The 23,017-nt window shown below is 44.3% G+C and carries 25 protein-coding genes; 14 read left to right on the forward strand and 11 right to left on the reverse strand.

Translation table 11 applies throughout. The annotated features are described in order from the left end of the window. Positions 1 to 54 precede the first annotated feature (54 nt). Complete coding sequence (gene clpX / locus Y696_RS04225; protein WP_039882879.1) at positions 55 to 1,281, forward strand: ATP-dependent Clp protease ATP-binding subunit ClpX; 1,227 nt, start codon at positions 55 to 57, stop codon at positions 1,279 to 1,281. Then, positions 1,281 to 2,273 (forward strand): tRNA (adenosine(37)-N6)-threonylcarbamoyltransferase complex transferase subunit TsaD, encoded by a 993-nt coding sequence (gene tsaD, locus Y696_RS04230; protein WP_006492491.1) that lies wholly within the window; start codon positions 1,281 to 1,283, stop codon positions 2,271 to 2,273. The genes clpX and tsaD overlap by 1 nt, the downstream gene beginning before the upstream one ends. Here the strand turns inward: tsaD and Y696_RS04235 are convergent, their stop codons facing one another. The 7 genes from Y696_RS04235 to rpmH are packed head-to-tail and all read right to left on the reverse strand — an operon-like array spanning position 2,274 to position 5,710. Continuing rightward, entirely contained in the window at positions 2,274 to 2,507 is a 234-nt protein-coding gene (locus Y696_RS04235; RefSeq protein WP_006492494.1) for an FmdB family zinc ribbon protein, read from the reverse strand. Between the two features lie 46 nt (positions 2,508 to 2,553). After that, positions 2,554 to 2,916, reverse strand: coding sequence for a cupin domain-containing protein (locus Y696_RS04240; RefSeq protein ID WP_006492495.1), 363 nt, complete (start codon positions 2,914 to 2,916; stop codon positions 2,554 to 2,556). After that, positions 2,882 to 3,589 (reverse strand): RNA-binding cell elongation regulator Jag/EloR, encoded by a 708-nt coding sequence (gene jag, locus Y696_RS04245; protein ID WP_006492496.1) that lies wholly within the window; start codon positions 3,587 to 3,589, stop codon positions 2,882 to 2,884. Before jag ends, Y696_RS04240 begins: the two co-directional genes overlap by 35 nt. Before the next feature lie 31 nt (positions 3,590 to 3,620). Further along, the gene (gene yidC / locus Y696_RS04250) at positions 3,621 to 4,967 is read right to left on the reverse strand and encodes a YidC/Oxa1 family membrane protein insertase (protein ID WP_006492497.1); all 1,347 of its coding nucleotides are present in this window, start codon (positions 4,965 to 4,967) and stop codon (positions 3,621 to 3,623) included. Next, positions 4,964 to 5,206 (reverse strand): membrane protein insertion efficiency factor YidD, encoded by a 243-nt coding sequence (gene yidD / locus Y696_RS04255; RefSeq protein ID WP_099772085.1) that lies wholly within the window; start codon positions 5,204 to 5,206, stop codon positions 4,964 to 4,966. The genes yidC and yidD overlap by 4 nt, the downstream gene beginning before the upstream one ends. Continuing rightward, positions 5,151 to 5,579 (reverse strand): ribonuclease P protein component, encoded by a 429-nt coding sequence (gene rnpA, locus Y696_RS04260; RefSeq protein ID WP_006492498.1) that lies wholly within the window; start codon positions 5,577 to 5,579, stop codon positions 5,151 to 5,153. The genes yidD and rnpA overlap by 56 nt, the downstream gene beginning before the upstream one ends. Beyond that, complete coding sequence (gene rpmH / locus Y696_RS04265) at positions 5,576 to 5,710, reverse strand: 50S ribosomal protein L34 (RefSeq protein ID WP_014730567.1); 135 nt, start codon at positions 5,708 to 5,710, stop codon at positions 5,576 to 5,578. Before rpmH ends, rnpA begins: the two co-directional genes overlap by 4 nt. A 160-nt stretch (positions 5,711 to 5,870) precedes the next feature. Here rpmH and Y696_RS04270 point away from each other — a divergent pair, with 160 nt between their 5' ends. Genes Y696_RS04270 through Y696_RS04295 form a run of 6 tightly spaced genes read left to right on the forward strand, consistent with a single transcriptional unit; the run spans position 5,871 to position 11,487 of the window. Continuing rightward, positions 5,871 to 7,496, forward strand: a complete 1,626-nt coding sequence (locus Y696_RS04270; protein ID WP_006492499.1) for a DNA repair protein RecN — start codon at positions 5,871 to 5,873, stop codon at positions 7,494 to 7,496. Between the two features lie 11 nt (positions 7,497 to 7,507). Further along, a complete protein-coding gene (locus Y696_RS04275) occupies positions 7,508 to 8,125 on the forward strand; it encodes a HEAT repeat domain-containing protein (RefSeq protein ID WP_006492500.1) in 618 nt (205 codons plus the stop codon). Next, entirely contained in the window at positions 8,107 to 9,024 is a 918-nt protein-coding gene (gene murB, locus Y696_RS04280) for a UDP-N-acetylmuramate dehydrogenase (protein ID WP_006492501.1), read from the forward strand. Before Y696_RS04275 ends, murB begins: the two co-directional genes overlap by 19 nt. After that, positions 9,024 to 10,001: an FtsH protease activity modulator HflK gene (hflK, locus tag Y696_RS04285; protein WP_006492502.1), complete on the forward strand. Its 978-nt coding sequence runs from the start codon at positions 9,024 to 9,026 to the stop codon at positions 9,999 to 10,001. The genes murB and hflK overlap by 1 nt, the downstream gene beginning before the upstream one ends. Then, positions 10,001 to 10,858 carry a protease modulator HflC gene (hflC, locus tag Y696_RS04290; RefSeq protein ID WP_006492503.1) on the forward strand — a complete coding sequence of 286 codons (858 nt, stop codon included), beginning with the start codon at positions 10,001 to 10,003 and terminating at the stop codon, positions 10,856 to 10,858. Before hflK ends, hflC begins: the two co-directional genes overlap by 1 nt. Further along, complete coding sequence (locus Y696_RS04295; RefSeq protein WP_006492505.1) at positions 10,858 to 11,487, forward strand: YigZ family protein; 630 nt, start codon at positions 10,858 to 10,860, stop codon at positions 11,485 to 11,487. The genes hflC and Y696_RS04295 overlap by 1 nt, the downstream gene beginning before the upstream one ends. Here the strand turns inward: Y696_RS04295 and Y696_RS04300 are convergent. The 4 genes from Y696_RS04300 to Y696_RS04315 are packed head-to-tail and all read right to left on the reverse strand — an operon-like array spanning position 11,442 to position 15,250. Continuing rightward, on the reverse strand, positions 11,442 to 13,151 hold the full coding sequence (locus Y696_RS04300; protein ID WP_006492506.1) for a penicillin-binding transpeptidase domain-containing protein: 1,710 nt from the start codon (positions 13,149 to 13,151) through the stop codon (positions 11,442 to 11,444). The genes Y696_RS04295 and Y696_RS04300 overlap by 46 nt on opposite strands. Continuing rightward, the gene (locus Y696_RS04305; protein WP_006492507.1) at positions 13,141 to 13,521 is read right to left on the reverse strand and encodes a hypothetical protein; all 381 of its coding nucleotides are present in this window, start codon (positions 13,519 to 13,521) and stop codon (positions 13,141 to 13,143) included. Before Y696_RS04305 ends, Y696_RS04300 begins: the two co-directional genes overlap by 11 nt. Next, positions 13,518 to 14,216 (reverse strand): hypothetical protein, encoded by a 699-nt coding sequence (locus tag Y696_RS04310; RefSeq protein WP_006492508.1) that lies wholly within the window; start codon positions 14,214 to 14,216, stop codon positions 13,518 to 13,520. The genes Y696_RS04305 and Y696_RS04310 overlap by 4 nt, the downstream gene beginning before the upstream one ends. Positions 14,217 to 14,230: 14 nt before the next feature. Beyond that, the gene (locus tag Y696_RS04315) at positions 14,231 to 15,250 is read right to left on the reverse strand and encodes a rod shape-determining protein (protein ID WP_006492509.1); all 1,020 of its coding nucleotides are present in this window, start codon (positions 15,248 to 15,250) and stop codon (positions 14,231 to 14,233) included. A gap of 273 nt (positions 15,251 to 15,523) precedes the next feature. Here Y696_RS04315 and speE point away from each other — a divergent pair, with 273 nt between their 5' ends. The 6 genes from speE to Y696_RS04345 all read left to right on the forward strand — a co-directional run bounded on the left by speE (position 15,524) and on the right by Y696_RS04345 (position 23,015). Next, positions 15,524 to 16,399: a polyamine aminopropyltransferase gene (speE, locus tag Y696_RS04320; protein WP_006492510.1), complete on the forward strand. Its 876-nt coding sequence runs from the start codon at positions 15,524 to 15,526 to the stop codon at positions 16,397 to 16,399. Between the two features lie 167 nt (positions 16,400 to 16,566). Further along, complete coding sequence (lepA, locus tag Y696_RS04325) at positions 16,567 to 18,378, forward strand: translation elongation factor 4 (protein WP_006492511.1); 1,812 nt, start codon at positions 16,567 to 16,569, stop codon at positions 18,376 to 18,378. 13 nt (positions 18,379 to 18,391) lie between these two features. Next, positions 18,392 to 19,243, forward strand: a complete 852-nt coding sequence (locus Y696_RS04330) for a deoxyribonuclease IV (RefSeq protein ID WP_039882988.1) — start codon at positions 18,392 to 18,394, stop codon at positions 19,241 to 19,243. A gap of 16 nt (positions 19,244 to 19,259) precedes the next feature. After that, positions 19,260 to 20,843, forward strand: a complete 1,584-nt coding sequence (locus tag Y696_RS04335; RefSeq protein WP_006492515.1) for a CTP synthase — start codon at positions 19,260 to 19,262, stop codon at positions 20,841 to 20,843. Continuing rightward, on the forward strand, positions 20,840 to 21,685 hold the full coding sequence (folP, locus tag Y696_RS04340; RefSeq protein WP_006492516.1) for a dihydropteroate synthase: 846 nt from the start codon (positions 20,840 to 20,842) through the stop codon (positions 21,683 to 21,685). Before Y696_RS04335 ends, folP begins: the two co-directional genes overlap by 4 nt. A 1-nt stretch (position 21,686) precedes the next feature. Beyond that, complete coding sequence (locus Y696_RS04345; protein ID WP_006492517.1) at positions 21,687 to 23,015, forward strand: carbohydrate ABC transporter permease; 1,329 nt, start codon at positions 21,687 to 21,689, stop codon at positions 23,013 to 23,015. Positions 23,016 to 23,017 lie beyond the last annotated feature (2 nt).

Genomic DNA, 23,017 nt, shown 5'->3' on the forward strand with positions numbered 1-23,017 from the left:
GTTACCTCCACGTGCGAGCTATACCATTCCAGTGTATAATAAAAACAGCGATTAATGGGAGGGAAAGTTTTGCCTTTTGAAAGACATTGCTCATTTTGTGGAAGATCTGCTGCACAGGTAAAGAAGCTTATCTCAGGAACAGAAGGGTACATTTGCAATGAATGTGTCGATCTGTTTCATGACATTATTCAGCAGGACCAGAAAGCCAAGAAGGAGCCTGGTAAAAAGCTGCCTACCCCAGCAGATATCAAGAAAGAACTTGATAAGTATGTGATTGGTCAGGAGAACGCAAAGAAAACGATCTCTGTCTCCGTGTACAATCACTACAAGAGAGTTTTCAATGATGTAGATGACGTTGAAATTGAGAAATCCAATATAATGCTAGTTGGGCCTACCGGTTCGGGAAAGACTCTCATTGCTAGAGTGCTGGCCCGTATTCTGGATGTTCCGTTTGCAATCGCAGACGCTACCCCTCTTACGGAAGCCGGATACGTTGGTGAGGATGTAGAGAATATTGTTCTAAGACTTCTTCAGTCTGCGAATTACGATGTTGAGAAAGCTCAGCTAGGAATCATTTATATCGATGAGATAGATAAGATAGCAAGGAAATCTCCGAATCCATCGATCACGAGAGACGTATCGGGAGAAGGGGTTCAGCAAGCCCTTCTAAAGATTGTCGAGGGAACTACTGCAAATGTGCCGCCTCAAGGAGGCAGGAAACATCCCTATCAGGAATTCATAAAGGTAGATACAAGCAACATTTTGTTCATTGTGGGGGGCGCTTTTGATGGCCTTGACAGCGTAATAAAACAGAGAGTTCTTGATTCCTCAATGGGTTTTGGAGCAAAGGTAAAGGGCAAGAATCAGCTTAGGCTTGGAGAAGTCCTTCAGCAAGTAGTACCGGATGATCTGATTCAGTACGGCTTGATTCCGGAGTTTGTTGGCAGATTCCCGGTTTTGGCGGCTCTGAATGATCTCGATGTGGAGGATCTGAAGAGGATTATGAGTGAGCCGAGAAATGCGATTCTCAAGCAATACCAGAGGCTTCTGGGACTAGACGGTGTAGAACTTGAGTTTTCGGATGATGCCATGACCGCGATCGCAGAAAGGGCTATGAAAAGAGGGACAGGCGCAAGAGCGCTGAAAAGCGTAATTGAGCAGGTCATGCTTGACATAATGTTCGATATTCCTACCATGAATAATGTTGAGAAGGTTGTTATCAACGAGGATGTGATAAGTAAAAACTCTTCTCCCGAAATAATCTCTAGAGAATCTGCCTGATGAAAGTTCTGGCTCTAGAGAGCTCGTGTGATGAAACAGCGGTGGCCATCATCGAAGATGGCCGCCTTTTATCTTCACAGATTTCTTCGCAAATAGATATCCACAAGAGATTTGGTGGGGTGGTTCCCGAAATAGCTGCCAGAAAGCATCTAGAAATCATAGATAGAATGGTTTCCCGTTCGCTCGAAGAAGCCGATCTGGATATCAAAGAGATAGATGTATTTGCTTCAACTATGGGTCCCGGACTTGTGGGATCATTGCTGATTGGTCTTTCTTTTGCTAAAGGAATGGCGATCGCGATGAATAAACCATTTGTCGGTGTTAACCACTTATTCGGTCACGTCTATGCAAATTTCCTTAAATACCCGCTTCTCAAACCTCCCTTTATGGTTCTTCTCGTTTCTGGTGGGCATACCGAGATCCTAGTTCTTAAAGATTTGGATAGGATCGAACTTGTGGGGAAGACTCGCGACGACGCCGCAGGAGAAGCATTTGACAAAATTGCAAGGCTGCTTGGACTTGGGTATCCTGGAGGGCCGGCAATTCAAGAGGCCGCTGAGAAAGGACAGGCTAAGTATCCTTTTCCTAGGCCACTTCGTGAAAAGGGGAATTTCGATTTTTCCTTCAGTGGTCTCAAGACTTCGGTGCTGTACTTCATGAAGAAAAATCCTCTGGCTTCAGTTTATGATGTTGCCGCGTCAGCTCAGGAAGCAATTGTCGACTCTCTCGTTACCAAAGTATTCGAAGCAGCTGAAAGTTTACATCTACATGAAATAGCCTTTGCGGGAGGGGTCGCTTCGAACTCACTTCTTCGAGAACGGGCAAGAGTGCAATCTGAAGTTAGCGGGATCAAGGCTTACTTCCCACCGGTAGACCTGTGCACAGACAATGCTGCAATGATTGCATTAGTGGCATATGAAAAAGCTAAGAGGGGGCTATTCTCCCCTCTTTCAACAAATGCTGTACCTTACCTGACTTTGGATTTCTTCTAACTATTCAGACTTGCTGGTAGAAGTTGAAGGTTTGCTACTACTTTTAGAAGCTGATGGCTTCTTCGAATCGGTACTGTAGTAACCCCCGCCTTTAAAAACAACTCCCACATTATTAACCAGTTTCTTGAGATGGCCCCCGCATGCTGGGCAGATCGTAAGGGGTTCATCGGACATCTTCTGGAAGGCTTCGATTTCTTCTCCACAATCCTCGCACTTATACCTGTAAAACGGCACGTGAGTCCCTCCTTAGCATCGAATTTTTCTATTAGCTGTATCTATTCTATTCCTCATCGGCCGAAGATGGAATCACACAGAGAAATTCCAGATCTCCGTTTCCCGTGTTCCTGAACTGGTGCTTTACGCCGGAGGGAACAAAAACATAGCTCCCCTTACCAGCATTAATCACGCCCTGGTCAGTGACAATGGCTGCTTCCCCGGAGATGATAAAGACTTCATGTTCCCATGGATGGCTGTGGTGAGGACTATATCCTCCTTCTCCGACAGTAAACAGTCTCATCACAAAATTCGTAGCGCCCTTCTTTTTTCCAATAAGGACACGCTTAGTAACGCTCTTTACATTTTCGTTGTCGAAAAACTGAGGCTCGACATCAAGCGCTTTGCCTACCAGAATTCGTTCTGACATTTTCATAGCGCCTCCTTTTTGAATCAAACGCTTTATCGCATGAGTATTTTCTGTCTCTGTATTCGACCACAACTTTTCTGTAAGGTTCGAGTCCTACTGAATAGCTTTTCAGATCTTCATACTTGGAAATTACTTCGTGAACGAGCCTTCGCTCAAAGGCGAACATCGGTTCCATTACGATCTTGCTTCTCCTGGATATTGCTGACTTTGCCGTTCTATGTGCTATCTCTTCCACCAGTTTCTTTCTTTCAAGTCTGTAATCACCGATATCAACGGTTACGTTGACTTTGGTAGGCGCCATCCTGTTTGCGTAAATGTTTAATATGTGCTGTAAAGCGGCAACAGTTTTACCATGCTTCCCGATAAGTCTGGCAACCTCTTCACCTTCGATCCTGACTCTATACGTTCTTCCAACAAGCTTTACTTCGGAAAAGGTCTCTTCATCGAAATTCTTCAGTATACCCTTGAGGAAGTCGTGAAGCTTTCTTTCCCAGTGTTTGTCCAACAAGGAAACTTCAATTACCGACTCCCTGGATCCAAATATCCCTAGGAAGCCCTTGGAGCCTTTCTCTTTCACTGTGACTTGCATTTCATCGTCATAAGCACCAAGATCTGCTTGAGCTAGCCTGATGGCTTCTTCAACGGTCTCGGCTCTGTATTCAACTGGATTCATTTTGTTTAACACCTCCTGAGCATGTCTAAATCTACTTCACGGGTTTTTCCTGTAAACCTAGCATCTGTCTTAAAGTCAGCCCCTTTATGCCGTGGCGCTTGTACACTACCCAGCTTATAAAGAACTGAAGGACACTCTGGGTTGTCCAGTAAAGCAGCAATCCAGAAGGGAATGTGGCGAAAAGGATCGGAAAGATTACTTGCATGATTACTCCCGACCTCGCAGATCTTGCGTCCTGAGCTGTGAGCAATGAACTGAAGATTCCTACAACTACCGTGATTATTATGAACGGGATGTTCAGTACGAAGTTACCTACTGAAAGATCCTTCCAAATAAGGAAACCAGGCGTATATGCCATTACTTCGCTGAAGTATCGAATGGCATTGTATAGAAGTATCAGTACTGGCAGCTGAAGGAGTATTGGAAGGCATCCGGAGGCGGGATTGTATCCCTTCTCCTTATACAGAGCCATCATTGCCTCCTGTTGCTTTCTGGGGTCCTTGTACTTTTTCTTGATCTTCTCTACTTCGGGTTGAAGCATCCTCATCATTAGCATTGACTTTGTTTGAATGTGATATAAGGGGTAGAGGATGAATCGGGTAACAATTGTGAAGAGAATCAATGCCCAGCCGAAGTTTCCAGACCACTGATATAGCCAGAACAGGAAGTAAACTATTCCGTGATAGATCCAGGAAAAGAAGGTAACTCCTCCAAAGTCTTGCAAGTCCTTTACAATAGCATCATAATGCTCCGGAAGAGCTTGTCCCACGTGAATCAACCTCATAGGGCCCGCAAAAGATTCAAGAATGCCCCTACCGGTTTCAGATTCGTATCTCTGGAATTTGAATGTTCCTTGCATTGAAGTAATTGCGAAGAGCGTCTTCTGGCCGCTGAACTTATCATATGTCAAATAATATGAGGAGTCGGGTCCTATCGTCTGATTCTGGTAAGAAATAAAAGGCAGAGCGACCTCAATCTTCTGATTGAAATTCAGTTCAACTCTGAAATCATAGTAAGGACTATTCAGGATAATAAACGACTTGCTACCTTGTTCATAGTTGAAGCTAACTATTACATTGCCTTCTTCATCTTTGTCGTATGAAAAGGAGGTAGGCAGAAGCTCGGTACCCGCTACGTCAAAAACGTTGAATCCATCTTTTCCAAGGCTTTCGTTGTACACGTAAAACTCAACAGTCTTATTATCGGCGTAACTTGTTACTCCTAATACCAAACCATTTTCGGTGTCCAGAGTTACCTTTAGAGTTTTACCGGAAACTATGAGCGTATTGGTACCTTCCTGAGTGGTAAGTTCCTTGCCCGATACCGAGAGCGTGAATAATGTCACGAAGATCAAAGTCAGAATTATCGCTCTTTTCATTTTTCGTGCCTCCTCAATAGCGTGAAATGATCTGGTACTTCGTCGAACCCCCCTGGATTGAAGGGATTGCATCTGATTATTCTCCAGATGCCTAGAATTAGCCCTTTCAGAGCTCCAAATCTCTCTATTGCCTCATATGTGTATGTTGAACAAGTGGGAGAAAACCTGCATCTTGGGCGGGTTCTAGGGGAGATCTTTTTTCTGTAGAAATCTATCAGAAACAGTAGTATCTTTTTCATCGGACGTTTCTCCAATTTTCTCAGCGATTCGTTTAGTAATCTGTACAATATCATAATATCCAACTTTTCTCTTCTTAAACAGGTCGGATAGATCCTTTCTTGCAATGAAAAGTATATCATACCCTTCGGGAAAGACTTGTTTATTAGTTCGGTAAACCTCTTTAACCAATCTTCTGAGGCGGTTTCTCAGGTGAGCCTTCCCGAATTTCCGTTTTATGGATACTCCTATACGAGAAAAAGGCAGACCATTCTTAACATACAATACAACAAAAAAAGGGTCAACAATTGATTTTCCCTTTTTGAAGACTCTGTCGAAGTCTGCCTTTCGTCTTAGCCTTTCCGTTTTACTAAGGGACTGATCTCTGAGGTTCACACAGAAAGTCTCTTTCTTCCCTTTCTTCTTCTACTTGCCAGCACTCTTCGGCCTCCGACTGTGCGGGATCGCACAAGAAAGCCGTGTGTTCTGTTTCTTTTGACTCTTGATGGTTGGTATGTTCTTTTCATGATTAATAACCTCCAATAAATGCATCACAGTGAACATTATACGGAGTGCAACCTTCACTGTCAAGGACACAGAAAGATGCGGAGTTAAGTCCAAGAGTCCACGAAAGAATTTCTTATGCAGCTGCTGATGAATAGTATAATTGATTGAGAGACTGGATAGATGAAAGCTACCTTTTTGCTGTTGATGGAGGGAGATATGCTGCTTTCGCTGGCGGGGAAAGACTTTCTGACTTTTAAGGATTTCTATGTTGAGTTTTCAGGCGGTATGAATGCCATAACCGGTGAATCGGGGGCTGGAAAGACTGTCTTCCTTAAGGCTCTATGGGCGGTGCTGGGCTTCCCCCCGCTATGGGATAATGACGGCTCGGGCAGTGTTGAAGGTAACTTTGCGGTTGATGATTCGTTGCTTTCTAAACTGGGAGACATGGGTGTAGACATCAATGGTGATCAGCTTCTTGTAAGTGTAAGCTTCACAGGACAGCGAACCATATACAGGATAAATGGAAAAATGGTACCCAAACAAATTGTTCAGTCAGCTTTTCGTGACAGAGTCGAGATTCATTCTCAGCATAGTAGTATAAGCCTGCTGGACGAATCCAAACACCATATAATTCTGGATCACGCGCTTGGAGGAGACACAAGCCTTACCCGTTATTCAGAGCTGTATGCAGAGTACATCAAAGTAAGACGCGAACTGGATTCCTTTATTGTAGATCCTTCTCAGATTGAAAGGGAAAAGGACTTTCTGGAGTTCCAGATCAGGGAGATTGAACAGGCAGATCTTCAACCTCATGAAGACGAAGTCATTGAAATGAAATATACGAGATACAGAAACGCCCAGATGCTACTTGAGACATTTCAAGAACTCACTGATCTTCTTAAGGATGGCGAACTATCTATCTATAATTCTCTCAATGACGCGCGAGCAACTGTCGAAAAAATAAGGAACTTTGGTTACAAGGACTGGCTGGATAACCTTCAGATTGCTCTAGAAGAACTCGATTCCCTTTACACTAAGATTGAGGAAGAGAGAAGCACTCTTGAGATCGATGATGAGGAATTCAGTGCAATTGAAAGTCGTATTACCATTATCCAGGGTCTGAAGAGGAAATACGGAGACTCTGTTGAAAAGATACTTGTGAGACTAGAGGAGTTCAAGAAAGAGCTTGGAACTCTTAAGGAGCTGGAAGGTAGAAAGGAACGCTTGAAGAAAAACGAAGAAGAGCTTCTCTCGTCTTTGAAGGAAACGGGAAGAATCGTTGATCAGAAAAGGTTGGTTAGAGCAAAAGAGATCGAGGAGCAGATCAGGGTACACCTTGAGGATCTCAGAATGAAGGGAGCGGAGTTGAGATTTCATCTAAAGCCTGAATTAATGCCCAGAAGCTACGGGACATCCAAAGTCACGATGGTTGTTAAGACAAATCCCGGTATGGATTTAATGGAGATTGGTAGTGTTGCGTCGGGAGGTGAGCTTTCCAGGTTTTTATTGGCTCTTGAATCCGCCTTGAAGAATCAGCTCGATCTCAAAACAATAGTCTTTGATGAAGTAGACTCTGGAGTTGGTCAACGACTTGGAACAGTAGTGTCAGGGAAACTGGAGGAAATCTCAAGGGAGATTCAGACTATTGTAATAACTCATCTTCCGCAAATCGCAATGAGTTCAGATCGGCATTTTGTTGTTAGAAAACAGCAGGTTCATAACGAAACGATTTCCATTATCGAGGAGCTTCATGGTAGTTCCAAGGAACGGGAAATCGAAGAAATGAGTGGTCAAATTCCAGATTAGGAGTATGAGTAATGGAAAGAGAAGAATTGATAAACAGGATTGTCGAAGAAAAAGGAGTGGAGGCCGCTCCAGTGCTTCTCAGTCTGCTGGTTAGCGAAGACAGTGAGACAGCGCAAATATGTTTTGATGCTTTAATTCAAATGGGTAAGGACGTGGTTCCTTTTCTTATCGAAAAGATGAGATCAGAGGATATCGACCCCGTATCAAGGCTTTATCTAGCAGATTTGGCAGGGGAGATCGGTGATATAAGAGCCGTGACACATCTTTACGAGCTTCTGAGCAAGTACAGTGATGAAAGATCACAGATAGTAATCTACGAAGCTCTTGCTCGATTGGGGGAAGGCGAAAAAGTGGTAGATGTTTTGGCCCTGATGCTTGAGGAAAACTATGACGCTGAACTGCAAGATCAACTAATCATGGCACTGAGCAACACCGATTCTTCGGTTGCCGTTAAGGCTCTTGCAGGATTTTATGGAAACAAGTTGGCCGATAAATCTACAAAAGCCTTTGCGCTGGAGGGAATCCATTCGATACTTGCCAGAAGACATGAGCTGAAAAACTATCTCCTGAGCCTTCATAATGGTAAGGAAATTGCTGAAAGGCTTTATCAATGGCAGAAAGAAATCTAACTGATTACTTTAATTCAATCTATTTGGCTGGAGCGGATGTAAGGCTCGAAGAGCCGCTTGAATGGCACACGACAATAAGGATTGGTGGTCCAGCCAGAGTATTCGTTTCACCGTATTCTGTAGAGTCTCTGAGCGAGATCCTATCCTTGTTGAAGTCGGAAAAACTTCCGTACAAAATCATCGGAGGCGGTTCAAATGTGATCTGCCCTGATAAATATGAGGGTGTTGTTGTTTCGACTAGGAATCTGAACTTACTCAGAAGCGATGGGGTCAAGGTTTTTGCTCAGGCGGGAACGAGTATCAACTCTGTCATCTGGCATTGTTTGGCAGAAGGGTTAACGGGCATTGAGTTCTTGACGGGACTCCCAGGTTCAGTTGGTGGTGCCGTATTGATGAACGCAGGAGCCTTTGGGGGGGAAATCGGCGATCGGGTGACTAGAGTCTCTTATCTTGACGGGAGGGGTAAAGTAATAGACGTTGACTCAAAGAGCGCCGGGTTTTCGTATAGAAACAGCATATTCAAAGCAGCAGATGGAATCGTTGTCGGCGCTGAATTCTTGCTGAAGAGGGGTGAAAGATCCGAGATCGAAACTAAGATGAAAGAAATCCTTGCAAAGAGAATTCAGAAGCAACCACTGGAACATCCTAGTGCCGGCAGTGTCTTCGTGAGACCTAAACCGGATTTCTACGTTGGTTCAACTATAGAACGCTTGGGATTGAAGTCCTTAAGAGTGGGAGGAGCTGAAGTTTCGGAAAAACATGCAGGATTCATTGTGAATAGAGGAGGCGCCTGTCAGAGCGACGTCGTGACTCTAGTAGAAATAGTGAAGAAGAGAGTTAGGGAGTCTACTGGCGTAGATCTAAGAACCGAGATAGAAATCTGGAAGGAGGTTGAATAATGGTTGATGTAAGAATCGAAGAACCTGATAGTAATTTTACCGGGAACGGAGGACCAAAGAAAAGCTTTTTCTGGTCCGGCCTATTTGTGCTGCTTGTAGTCGCCGCAATCGTAGTAGTCTACTTTTTGAGCGGTTTCTTTCTTGTGGGTCCCGATCAAGTGGGGTTGATAAAGCGGTTCGGCAAGTTTACTAAGAGCGTAGGACCCGGACTTGGGTATCACCTGCCCTTTCCCATTGAAAGTGTAGTCGTTATCGACACTTCGAATTTGAGAAAAGAGGAGATCGGGTTCAGGACTATCAGAACTGGGACCTATCAGACCTATGCAAACGAGTCCCTAATGCTTACCGGAGATGGAAATATCGTCTCGGTCGAGCTGGTTGTACAGTACTATGTGGGTGATCCTGCGAAGTTGGCTTTCACTATTGTTGACGACGGAGATATCGTAAGATTCACGACCGAATCGGTTCTCAGGGAGGAAGTTGCTTCGAGCACCATTGACTCGATATTGACAACAGAGAGGGACACTATTTCTATAAGGACTGCAGAGAGGGTTCAGGAAGAACTTGATAGACTTGATACAGGAATTATTGTGAAAAATGTTTTCCTTCAGGAGGTCGCTCCGCCACAGCAGGTTATCACAGCCTTCGACGATGTGAATAGTGCCAAGCAGGACAAGGAAAAGCTAATCTACGAGGCTGAGAAATACACTAACGACATTATTCCAAAGGCCGAAGGAGAAGCTGCCCAGATAATTAAGGACGCCGAAGGCTATGCTCAGGAGAGAATACTAAATGCCGAAGGAGAGGCCGAAAGATTCCTCGAAATTCTCGAGGAATATGAAAAGGCTCCAGACGTAACAAGAACGAGAATGTATCTTGAGACCCTTAACAAGGTTCTTTCGGAAGCAAGCAAAACAGTTGTGCTCGATCAGAGCAGTGTTCTGAAACTCCTTGATCTTGAAGGGAGCGTGAGGTGATGAAATACAAAGTCATAATTTCCGTTGCGATCATCGTGGTAATTGCGATCATACTTCTGCCGAGTTTCTTCTTCATCATCGATGAAACTGAACAGGCCGTTGTTTTGAGATTTGGCGAGATTCAGAAATCCATCACCGAGGCCGGCCTTTATACTAAGACTCCTTTCATCGACAACGTGAGAAAATTTGACAAACGTATACAAATATACGACGTAGATGCCGAAAGGATATATTCGAAAGACAAGAAGACGATTCTGGCCGATACTTTTGCTTTGTGGAGAATAGTAGATCCGAGGAAATTCATAGAGACAATGAAATCAGAACTGACTGCTCTTACACGAATTGATGATGTAGTGTACTCTCACGTGCGAAACACATTTGGAAAACTCGATTACGACGAGATCATTTCCGGAAAGAGAACGGATGTCCTTGATGAAATTACCGCTCTCGCTGCAAATGATATGAAGGACTTCGGGATTCAAATAATATCCGTTCGCGTTAAGAGAGCCGATTTGCCTGACGAAAATAGGAACGCCGTCTTCGAGAGAATGAAGTCGGAGAGAATACAGGAGGCTTCACTGATAAGGGCCGAAGGGAATAGAGAGGCACAGAAGTTGAGAGCCGAGGCGGATAAAGAGGCGCAGATTACGATCGCCACAGCCCAGAAGGAAGCAGACATAATAATCGGAACAGGAGATGCTCGAGCGCTTTCAATCTATGCCGAGGCCTTCAACAGAGACCCCGATTTCTATGAATTCATGAAGAGACTCGAAGTCTACGAGAGCACTCTAGAGGATGCGAACTACATTTTGGGTCCTGCCATGGATTTCATTGACAAACTGTCCAAAGGAGAATAATGAGCTGTAAGAAGTCTCTTCTTGAACCTGGACACTTTGAGATCAATGTCAGAAGATCCAGGTTCATAGGTGACAGCGCAAGATGCGAATGTGAAGAAGAAGCAAAGTCCTTTATCAAGTCGCTCTCTCAAAGGTATGCGAGTGCGGACCATTGTTGCTGGGCATACCGGATTTCCCTTCAGGGGAGGGAAATCGCTAATTACTCGGATGCGGGAGAACCTCATGGATCTGCCGGTAAGCCTATTCTCGGAGCTATCGAAAGTCTTGAGCTTACGGATGTTGTCGTGGTAGTTACCAGGTATTTTGGCGGAACAAAACTAGGAGTGAGAGGTTTGATCGATGCCTACGGAGAGACTGCTGCAGGAGCGCTCAGGGCCGGGAAATTGGCCCTGTATTGCCCTGGGCTAGAGTTGGTTGTGGAAATGACTTATAGTCAATGGAACGATTTTATCAGGCTCTTTGGTGAAGATAAAGACTTTTCGGTCCGAAAAGTCGACTATTCAGAAAGGGTTTTTGCATCACTTGCTGTTCAGGAAAAGAACATAGAAAGAATTACGGGGTTTCTTGAAGACAGAAGAATCTTTCACAAATCGGGGGAAGAACTAAGCTTTGTCAGCCCGCTCGAGTGATTCTGATTAATGTACTCCTGCAAGTAATAGTCCATTATCTTCCTGGATATCTGTGATGCCAGTCCGGACCCATAGCCTCCTTCATGAACGAAGACTGTTACCACTATTTCGGGCTCCTCAAGTGGCATGAAGCCGGTAAACCAGGAATGGGTAGGTTTTGAGCCTCCCTGTTCCGCTGTACCAGTTTTGCCGGCTGCCGTTCCTTCGAAATTTCTGAAGGCCGAATATGCGGTTCCTGCCTCGGCAGCTCCACCTCCCTTGCTTATGACATTTCTCAAAGCCTCTGTAAGCAAGCTCCAGTCACTTTCACGAAGCTCAATTACTGTCCTGCCACTCACTCTCTCTGCGCCAATATAGGGAAGTATTTCGCGGCCTTTGGTAGCAATTTCACCGGTCATCTTTGCCAGCTGTAAGGGAGTGATGCTTAGATAACCCTGGCCTATTGAAATCTGAATAGTATCCCCGGGAAACCAGTTTTCTTCCAGTTTTTCTTGTTTCCATGAGGGACAAGGCATTAGACCTGTTGATTCTTCAGGTAGATCTATGTTAGTTGGCTCGAAAACCTCCCAAATCTTGGCATAATTGCTGATCGTGTCAATTCCCAACTCAAGCCCCAGCTGATAGAAGTATACGTTACATGAGACGGTTATGGCCTTAGACAGATCAGTAATGCCATGGCCGTAAAGATTCCAGTCTCTGTAAACCCCTTGAACTATGCCCTGACTGTCTTTGTACTGGAAACTTCCTCGACAATCGATTTGTTCAGTTGCATCCTTTCCTTCTGCCAAAGCTGCCATTGCAATGAACGGCTTAATCACAGATCCTGGCGTAAAAGGAGTTAGCGCTCTATTGACAAGCGGTCTGGAGGGATCGAGATTCAATCTTTCCCAATCTCTGTTGGAGATTCCCCTTGTGAAAGACATGTTTTCGAAGCCGGGGACCGATACCAGGGCAAGGATTTCTCCGCTTGTTGTCATCACTACTGCTGCACCGCTCTTACCTGTTTCGCTGATTAATTCATAAATGTATTTTGACATTTGAGAGTCTATGGTTATAGTAAGGTCTTTTCCCCCTACAGGCGGCCTTTCACCTTCAAGACTTATCTGACGTCCTAACGCATCGACTCTTATTAACTGCTCTCCTGGAGTTCCTCTCAACAAGTCATTGTACTGCTTTTCTATTCCCATTACCGGTTCTCCGTCAGCTTTTATGTATCCCACAACGTGCGCAACACCGGGATTGTTTTGATAGTATCTGATAACTCTTTCAGAAACCTCCAGTTCCGGGAAGTCGTTAAGCCTTTCTGCGAGAGCCGCTGGAAGACTCGTTTCGACACTTCCAAACATCTCAAGGTTTCTCACAAGCGTTTCTGCTTTCTGTTTGTCGTCGAAGGCATCAATTATCATTCTCTTCAGGTCATCAGGGAGAAACACCACCCTTTTTTCAATATTGTAGTAGGGTGCATCCCACGCAAGCGGAATTCCATTTCGATCCAAAATCATACCTCTTTGAGGAAGCAAAGAGATCGATCGATGGCTAATGCTTTCTACTTGTGCCGCGTATTTATCAGAGCTCACAATTTGGTAATCGTACAATTTATAAATGAAGAGTCCCACTGTTAGAATGAAAAGTACGAAGAAGAGGTCGAATCTCTTAATCTTCAACGCTCAACCTCCTCAATATGAGAAATGTTGCGAAGAACGGGAAGAGTACACCGAAGCCGGTACCGGCAAAACAGACTCCTGTGATTCCTATTGCCGCCGCAACGAGAGCACCAAAACTTGGTGTTCGATAACGGTCCTGAAAAGCAACTGCAGAAATAACAAGTATTATTGCAAGGGCGATTACCATACCGATTCCGGAAAGTGCAATTCCAACTATCCATGAAAGCAGTAATGCAAGTGAAAGCGCAAATGCGACGTTTCTCGTCGGTAGAAATACCAGGAGCGTTAGATATATGGGATATAAAGGGATCAAGTCTCCGAATCCGAGATCAAAGAATAGAGCCGGTACTATCAGAAGCAGCCAAATCATTCCTGCAACTCCAGAAAGAGAAAGTAGTCACCAAATACGTTCGGATTCTTTACCAGGTAATCGCTTCCATGGCGACCTGCGATTTCGCCTATTAGATCGAGCTTCATTGCTTTGTAGTATCCGTACCCTGGAACCGTCGAAGCAATTCTGACTGAATCACCCGCCTCTAGATAATACGGATCAAATGTTGAGAAATACAGTTTTCCCGCGTCTGAATAGATTACGCCTTCGATAACTGTCTCCTCTCTGTGAACAGCGGCCGAAATTCTAGTTCCCGGAGATGTGAGCGGAGCAACAAGTAAGTAGCGTTCATTTGAGTTCTTAACCACACCATAGATGGTCGATGAAAAGAACGAAGCAACGGGAGTTCCTGGCAAAGCCGGTCTGTTAGTGGTCATAACGGCTGTATTGTTTCTTTCAAAACTGAAAAACGCAACTCTCATCGGAATTGGAAACTCAAACTTGTCACTGAATGAATCGGCATATCTATTCAGATCTCTTATTACACGATCTATGCTTCTTGTTTGAAAGAGCGCCCTGAAAAAGTTCTCGATATCCACTCTCAGATTTATAAGGGGTAATGCCATTCCATCAAAAAACTCACTCGCTCTTCTGTTGGTACCCGTCACTTCTAGAATCGATGACAGGACAAGAAAGATCATTAAGATTACAACCGCCACTTCAGCAAACTTCACTAGAGAAGTCTCCTCTATCTCAAGTTGCCTTTTTCAATTCTTTCAAGTATGGAGACTCTCTCCAGAACCTGACCAGCTCCTCTCGCCACACAAGTCAAGGGATCATCGGCTATGACAACCATGATTCCAGTTTCTCTTTGAATCAGTTCCTGCATTCCGTTTAAGAGGGAACCTCCGCCCGCAATAACAATACCGCTCTGCACGATATCGGAAATGAGCTCAGGAGGTGTGTTTTCCACAGTGAGTTTGACTGCCTCAACAATTCTAGAAACCGGTTCTGCAATCGCCTCTCGAATCTCTGAACCGGAGATGGAAATCTTACGCGGGAGACCTGAATTCAAGTCTAGACCAACAATTTCCGCATAGGAACCGTCGGCTTCTTCTGTTTCGACCACATTTCCAATTTCCATTTTGACACGTTCCGCTGTTTTCTCGCCAATCATCAGTCTGTACTTTTCTTTGATGTACTGAACGATATAATCGTCCATTTCGTCTCCGCCAACTCTTATAGATTGGCTCAAGACAATGCTGCCGAGGGAAATCACCGCAATTTCAGTTGTTCCTCCGCCGATATCAACTATCATATTCCCCGTAGGTTCTTCCACATTCAGGCCGGCGCCGATTGAACTAGCCATTGGTTCTTCAATTAGGAAGACCTTCTTTGCTCCAGCTTCTATTGCGGCATCCACAATTGCCTTTCTCTCCACTTCGGTCGCCCCGGAAGGAACGCCAATCACAATTCTTGGTTTAACAAAAGTTCGTCTGCCAATAGCTCTTCCCATAAAATACTTCAGCATCGCGAGGGCAATGTCGTAATCTGCAATTACGCCATCTTTCAAGGGGCGAGTAGCAACTATACTGGCAGGCGTTTTACCCACCATTCTTTTTGCTTCCAGGCCAACTTGAAGGATCTTTCCTGAATTTACATCGATTGCAACAACCGAGGGTTCATTAGTTACTACTCCTTGGCCTTTTACATAGACCAGAGTGTTGGCAGTTCCCAAATCTATACCCATGTCTTGCCTTAAGAACATTCGAAGGCCTCCTGTCGGGAAAGTCTTTATTCTCAATTCTACCATCAGGATGAGGCCGAATGACGAAGCGTGTGAAATTCCACGTCATTGTTCAATAACCTTCTGGAGAAGGTATTATACAAGTTTGACTATGCCTTAATCAAAGTGATAGAATCCATGTGGCCTCGCCAATGACAAAGTAAGGGCCAATTATTCACTATTCTAGAGCTAGATGAACTATTTTTTTGATGAAGTTCGATGAGATGATTGTGATGAAAACACGGAGGTGAAGACATGGAAGATAGAGAGTTAAGAACGTTGAACCATCTCATGTACATGGAATACTACACAGGAGGAAATGCAGGACTCTTCATGAAGATGAAGCAGCTCGTGTATTCATTCCAGAGTCCTTTTCAGAGAATAGATATTTTCGAACACCCTGAGTTTGGAATGGTTCTTGTGCTAGATGGGATAACAATGTTTACTGAAGCCGATGAATTTATGTATCATGAAATGTTAGTCCATGTTCCGCTTTTTACACATCCGAACCCAAAACGGGTCTTGATAATTGGTGGTGGCGACGGTGGTAGCTTGAGAGAGGTCCTCAAACACCCCTCTGTCGAGGAAGCGATTCTATGTGAAGTAGATCCATATGTAATCGATGCGGCTAAGCTCCATCTGAAGGAAATGTCGGTGGAACTAGACAATCCTAAGGCATCTATCTTTAATGAAAATGGAGCGGACTTTGTGAGAAAGAACAAGGACTATTTTGATGTAATAATTGTGGACTCTACTGACCCAACGGCAGGCGAAGGAGGGCATCTCTTTACCAAGGAGTTCTATTCAAATTGCTACAAAGCTCTAAGAAAGGACGGAATATTCTGTGCGGAAACTGAAGACCCTTTCTATGATAAGGGGTGGGTTGCGATTGCTTATAACAGGATTTCCTCTGTATTTCCCATTTCAAAGATGTACACCGGTTTCATGACGACTTATCCCTCTGGTATGTGGACTTATACAATTGGATCTAAAGAACTGGATCCACTCGAGGATTACGATGAAGAAAGGGTTCTTGATTTTGGAGCGCCCCTTAGATACTATAATACTGAAATACACAGGGCCTCGTTTGCTCTTCCTACGTTCCTTAAAGAGCTGACCGGTCAGTTTTGATATACGGCAGCGAAGCTTTACATTTGATGTATTGTGAATAGGATTTTTATAGTTGAGAGAATGACCTCCAGTATTTTGCTGGAGTTGTTCTCCCTTCTTTTGTTGAATTTAACCTGGTTTACCCGTGCCGTGATAGAATCATCCTTGATCGGCAGGAGGGAGTATTAATGTATAAGAGAGATCGTATTAGGAACATATCTATAATTGCTCACATTGATCACGGGAAGACGACTCTCGTCGACAGATTCTTGGATATCACTGATACTGTGGACAGACGAAACAAAAAGGATCAGTTCATGGATTCCATGGATATTGAGAGAGAAAGGGGAATTACCATAAAGTCTAAGCCCGTGAAGCTGAATTACCTTGCTGATGATGGGATTACATACGAGATCAACATTATTGATACGCCTGGTCATGTTGACTTCAACTATGAGGTTTCCAGGAGCTTGGCTGCCTGTGAGGGAGCGATTTTGCTTGTTGACGCTTCTCAGGGTGTTGAAGCTCAAACGGTTGGCAACACATATCTAGCAATCGAGAATGATCTTGAGTTGATACCTGTACTGAACAAGATAGATATTCCAAATGCAAATATCGAGGAAACACTTGCGGAAATTGTCGATCTTATAGGCTATTCTCCTGAAGACTGCCTTCAGGCGAGTGCAAAGACTGGTCAGGGGGTTAAGGAGATTCTGGAAGCAGTTGTCAAGAGAGTCTCACCCCCGTCGGGAATGCTAGAAGCACCATTAAAGGCATTGATTTTCGATGCGATTTACGATAAGTATAGAGGCGTAGTTATTCACGTAAGAATCTTTGAAGGTAGTGTCAAAGCGGGGGACAGAATTCAGATGATGGCTTCCGGTGAAATCTTTGAAGTAGTCGAAGTAGGATACTTCCTTCCTCAGATGGAAATCACCGATTCTCTGGATGCAGGTGAGGTTGGTTATATCATTGCCGTAATAAAAGACGTATCGAGTGCCAAGATAGGAGATACCGTTACTTCTGCCAATAATCCTACTGATACTGCCCTTCCCGGTTACAAAGAGGCGAAACCTATGGTCTACGCCGGGATGTTTCCTGGAATGCCCGAATACTACGACGAACTGAGAAAGGCGCTGGATAAGTTCAAACTTAACGATGCCTCGCTCGTTTTTGAACCGGAGAACTCTCCCGCTTTGGGTTTTGGCTTCAGGGTGGGGTTCCTTGGCCTACTTCATATGGATGTTGTTAGAGAGAGGCTCGAAAGAGAATTCGAAATAGCCTGTATTCTTACCGCCCCTAATGTTGTTTATCGGGTCACTTTACAGAATGGTGAAGTTGCAGAAATAACTAATCCCGCTAGCTTTCCAGAGCCTGGTGAGTTCCTGAGAGTTGAAGAACCGTTTGTCGACCTATCTATAATCACGCCTTCGGAATATATGGGCAACCTAATAGGGTTCATAACTTCCGAAAAGAGAGGCGACTTCAAAGCGGTGGAAAACGCTGGAAAGAATCGGGTTGTTCTGCGTTTTGAGGCTCCGTTGTCGGAGATAATGTTTGACTTCTTCGATAGGATGAAGGCAATTTCGAGAGGTTACGCATCAATGGATTATGAAATTCTTGGCTATCGTGAGTCGGATTTGGTGAAAGTGACAATCCTCGTCAATAAGGAGACTGTAGATTCGCTTTCATTCATAGTTCATGTAGACAAGGAATATTCTGTAGCAAAAAAGGTAGTCGACAAGTTGAGCGAGCTAATACCGCAGCATCAATTTCAGATTCCGATACAGGCGAAATCAAGAGGTAGAATAATTGCTAGAAGCGATATAAAGGCATTACGAAAAGATGTTTTGGCCAAATGCTATGGAGGAGATGTCACAAGGAAGATGAAGCTCCTTGAGAAGCAGAAAGAAGGAAAGAAGAGAATGAGAGAAATCGGTCAGGTAACCATTCCACAGAATGCCTTCCTGGCGATTCTGAGAATCGGTGAAGAAGAATGACGAGGTGAGAATGTTGATAAGACTTGGGGCACATATGTCCATTTCTAAAGGGTTCGATAAAGTTCCCGGGGACACTGTAGGAATCGGCGGAAACACTTTTCAGATCTTTCCTCACAGTCCAAGGATGTGGAAAGCCTCTCTTCCTAAGAGTGAAATGTCAGCAAGTTTCATATCTGAAATGAAAGACAAATCTCTAGATCCTTTCGATTGTATGGTTCATTCAGGTTATCTCGTGAACATTGCTTCTCCTAATGACGAGGTATGGGAGAAGTCTGTGAACCTTCTCTCTCTCGAGATGAAAATCACAGCTACTTTGGGTTTGAAGTATTTGAATTTCCATCCCGGAAGTCACCTGGGCGAAGGTCTTAGTGAAGGACTAGAAAGGATTCTTAAAGGAGTGGAAATCGTTCTAGGTGAGAATCGGGACAACGATGTGATGCTTCTTCTGGAAAACGTTTCTGCAAAAGGCAATCACATTGGCAGCAGTTTTGAGGAGCTTGCAGCGATAATTGATGGTTCTATTCACCCTGAAAGGATTGGGATAACATATGATACCTGTCACGGGTTTGACTCGGGGTTCGACATAAGGGACTTAGAGGGAACCTTGAAGCTTATTGACAAAATCGATTCGACGGTGGGCTACGAAAAGCTGAAGATGATACATCTCAACGACAGCAAATATCCGCTCGGAGCTGGCAAGGATCGTCATGAAATGATTGGGAAGGGTTACATAGGTATGAATGGCGGATTCAAGGAGTTTCTTTCAAACGAAAAGATACAGGAAATCCCGTGGCTTCTTGAGACGCCTGGAGACGATGCAGATCATGCTTTAGAAATTAAGTATGTGAGGGAGCTTATTGGATAGCGGAGGAAAGCAATCGATGAAAAAGTATGTTGTGGTAACAGGAGGCGTAATCAGTGGCATCGGTAAGGGGATCCTTTCCGCCTCAATTGCTAGAGTTATGAAGGAGTGCGGAGTAGAGGTGAATACTCTGAAGATAGACCCGTATTTGAACCTCGATGCAGGTACGATGAATCCAAACCAGCATGGTGAGGTTTTCGTTACCGAAGACGGTTATGAAGCGGATCTTGATCTCGGCCACTATGAGAGATTTCTTGGCAAGAACATGAGAAGAGAGAATAACATGACGGCGGGGCAGGTCTTCAAATCAATAATCGACAAAGAGAGGAAAGGTGACTTTTTAGGAGCCACCGTTCAGATGGTTCCACATGTAACTGATGAGATCAAGTCTAGAATCAGAAAAGTGCCGGGTGATCTCATAATGATAGAAATTGGAGGTACTGTTGGCGACATTGAAGGAGAGATATTCCTTGAAGCGGTACGAGAACTGTGGGTCGAGGAGGGGCCGGAGAACTTCCTCTTCATACATGTAACCTATGTTCCCTATCTGCGTGTCACGAACGAGTTTAAGACTAAACCAACACAGCAGTCAGTTCAACTCCTAAGAAGAATTGGAATTCAGCCTCAAATGATTGTTGTTAGATCAGAGCTTCCAATTGAAGAAAACGAACTCGGAAAGATTGCCCTTTTTGGCGGAGTAGAAAGGCAGATGGTTTACAACCTACCCGATTCAGAAAACGTGTATGATGTTCCCAGAATTGTTTACTCCCATGGGATTCACAGAAAGATCGCATCCTGGTTAAACATTGAAATCGAAGAACGGTTCGAATGGAACTATCCCAAGTCGTTTGCTCCAACCAGGGTAGCAATAGTGGGCAAGTACCTTGGGACAGACGATGCTTACAAGAGCATTTCTGAAAGCATTACTCTCTGCGGAGCAAGCAAGCCGGAAGTCATTGATTCACAGTGCTTTGAGGATATGACGGATGCACAGATAAAGGCCGAGCTTCGCAAATACGACGGAATAATCATACCCGGCGGTTTTGGCAAACGAGGTATTGAAGGAAAGATTGCCGTGATAAAGGCGGCCAGAGAAGAGGACATCCCGATTCTCGGTATTTGTTTGGGAATGCAGCTTATGGTTATCGAGTTCGCAAGGAACGTTTGCAAGTTAGAGAATGCAAACTCGACGGAGTTCGATCCTTCTACTCCATATCCAGTCATCGATCTAATGGAAGAGCAGAAAGCAATATTGAAACTTGGCGGTACGATGAGACTTGGCGCTCAGGAGACTCCAATAGAAGAAGGTACAACTCTTTACGAGGCGTATAACGAGCGTCTCGTCTATGAAAGACACAGGCACAGATATGAGGTCAACCTCGAGCGTTTTCCCGATCTTTTTAGGACGCCAGAAGAAACGGATGAAAGTAAACTGAGAATATCCTCTAGAGCGACATTCGTCGAGGCGATAGAACTTCCTGAAAAGAGATTCTTCGTCGGTATTCAATATCATCCTGAATTCAGGTCGAAGGTGGGTAGGCCCAATCCGATATTTGAACTCTTCCTGACGAGAGTAAGAGAGAAGAGAAGGATTCAACAGTGACATTCGAAAACGGGAGAGTGCTAGATCTTTCGGAACCGCGAATAATGGGAATACTCAACATTACCCCCGACTCCTTTTTTCCGGGAAGCAGATTCCTTGACATACCGGTTGCTCTGGATAAAGCTCTCGAAATGCTCGAAAATGGTGCAGCAATAATAGACATAGGTGGAGAATCCTCAAGACCGGGAGCAGAAAAGGTAGAGTCAAAAGAGGAAATCGCAAGGGTTCTACCTTTAATAAAGCAACTGCGAAGCAAAAGACCTGATGCAGTGATCTCAGTAGACACTTATAACAGTGAGACTGCGAGTGCTGCACTTTCTGAAGGGGCTGACATGATCAACGATATCACCGGGCTCAGGTCGATGAAGATGATAGAGGCAGTCTCTGAAAACCATGCAGCTGTTGTTATTATGCACATGAGAGGCGATCCTTCTACCATGAGTCGAATGACAGATTACCGAGACGTAGTTGGAGAAGTTTCATCCTGGTTACTTGAAAGGGCCAGGCGGGCAATCGATTTCGGAGTAGATCCTGACAGGATAATACTTGATCCCGGGATAGGTTTCGCCAAGTCCGCTGAACAAAGTATTGAGATTCTGAAAAACATAGAGAAGTTTAAGAAGATGGGTTTCCCTGTTCTTGTAGGGCATTCCAGAAAAAGCTTCATATCGAAGATTACTGGAACACCGGTTGAAGAGAGATTGGAAGAAACTATTAGCATTTCAACATACTTATACCTTAAAAAGGTAAACATAATTCGCGTTCATGATGTACAGGAGCACGGTCGAATCTTTGGTATACTTAAGACATTGAACCCATGCGGAGAGTATTGGGGGGAGTGATTTGCCTTATAGTAGACGCTCAAAGAAATACTGGAAGGAAACCTGGAAGGCGTATCTTTTTCTGCTGCCTTCGATCATAATTCTGGGAGTGTTTGTCTTCTGGCCAATCGGTTTCTCGCTTGTTCTCAGTTTCTTTAAATGGGACTACACATCGACCACTCGTTATTTCATAGGTTTTGATAATTACAAAGAGCTCTTCAGGCTAACCTATCCCGTTTCCCTAAGTTTTGTGAACTCGCTAATGAACACTGTCGTTTATGTTGTTATCGTCCTTGTAGTAGTTCAACTAATCTACTATCTTCTTGGACTTATGAGTAAGTATGATAAGACAGACAAGAGTCATTCGTTTTTATATGTTATTTTCATTGCTTTGCTTTCCGGATATGTTCTTTTGCGTAATACCAGTATCGGTCTCACAACTATCGGGCTGTTTGCAGGGTTGGGCTTGATGGGTTTTGGACTCTATGTACTTCTTCGCAGGAAGAGTAGCATTCAGAGCAGAAGGATGAAATCAAGCCAGTGGTCAACCCTTATCCTGTTTATTGTCGTCTATTACGTTTTTGCTTACCAGATCCTCACTCAGAGCGCTGACTTTGTTCAGTATTTCACTCTGGCAAAAGAAAGCTCGGACTTTCTTAAGTCTATCTACAATACGGTCTATTATGTTCTGCTGTCAGTTCCAACTCAGATAGCCCTGGCTCTGATTATTGCTATGCTTTTAAACAAGAACATTAAGCTGAGATCCCTTTTCAGGACTGCTTATTTCATCCCTTTTGTTACATCTGTTGTTGCCGTTTCACTTGTGTGGCAGTGGATGTTCAACGACCAGTTTGGATTGCTCAACTACATTCTTTCAATCTTCAACCTGCCGAGAATTGCCTGGCTAAAAGATGAAGTTTGGACAATTCCAACGATAGCTATAGTCTCTGTATGGCAGCATGTTGGATACACTACCGTGATCTTTCTTGCCGGTCTTCAAAACATCGATAAGTCCTATTACGAGGCCGCCGATGTTGATGGCGCAAGCGGGTGGCAGAAATTCAAGTTCATTACCTGGCCGCTCCTCTCGGGCACCACTTTCTTCATAATGATAATCACGATGATAGGTTCGTTCAAGGTATTCTCTCAGATCTTTATTCTTTACCAGGGGCTACCTGGGCCGGTCAATAAAAGCGGATTGACCCTTGTATACTACGTATTTGATGCATTCTACAATCAGCAGAGAATGGGAGTAGCGAGCGCGGCAGCATATGTGCTCTTTATGATTATTCTGGTCTTGACAATGGTGCAGCTAAATGTGGGTAAGAAGCGCGTTCACTACGAAGGTTGAGG

The organism is Mesotoga sp. H07pep.5.4 (genome assembly GCF_003664935.1).
In the GTDB taxonomy this organism is placed as follows: domain Bacteria; phylum Thermotogota; class Thermotogae; order Petrotogales; family Kosmotogaceae; genus Mesotoga; species Mesotoga prima.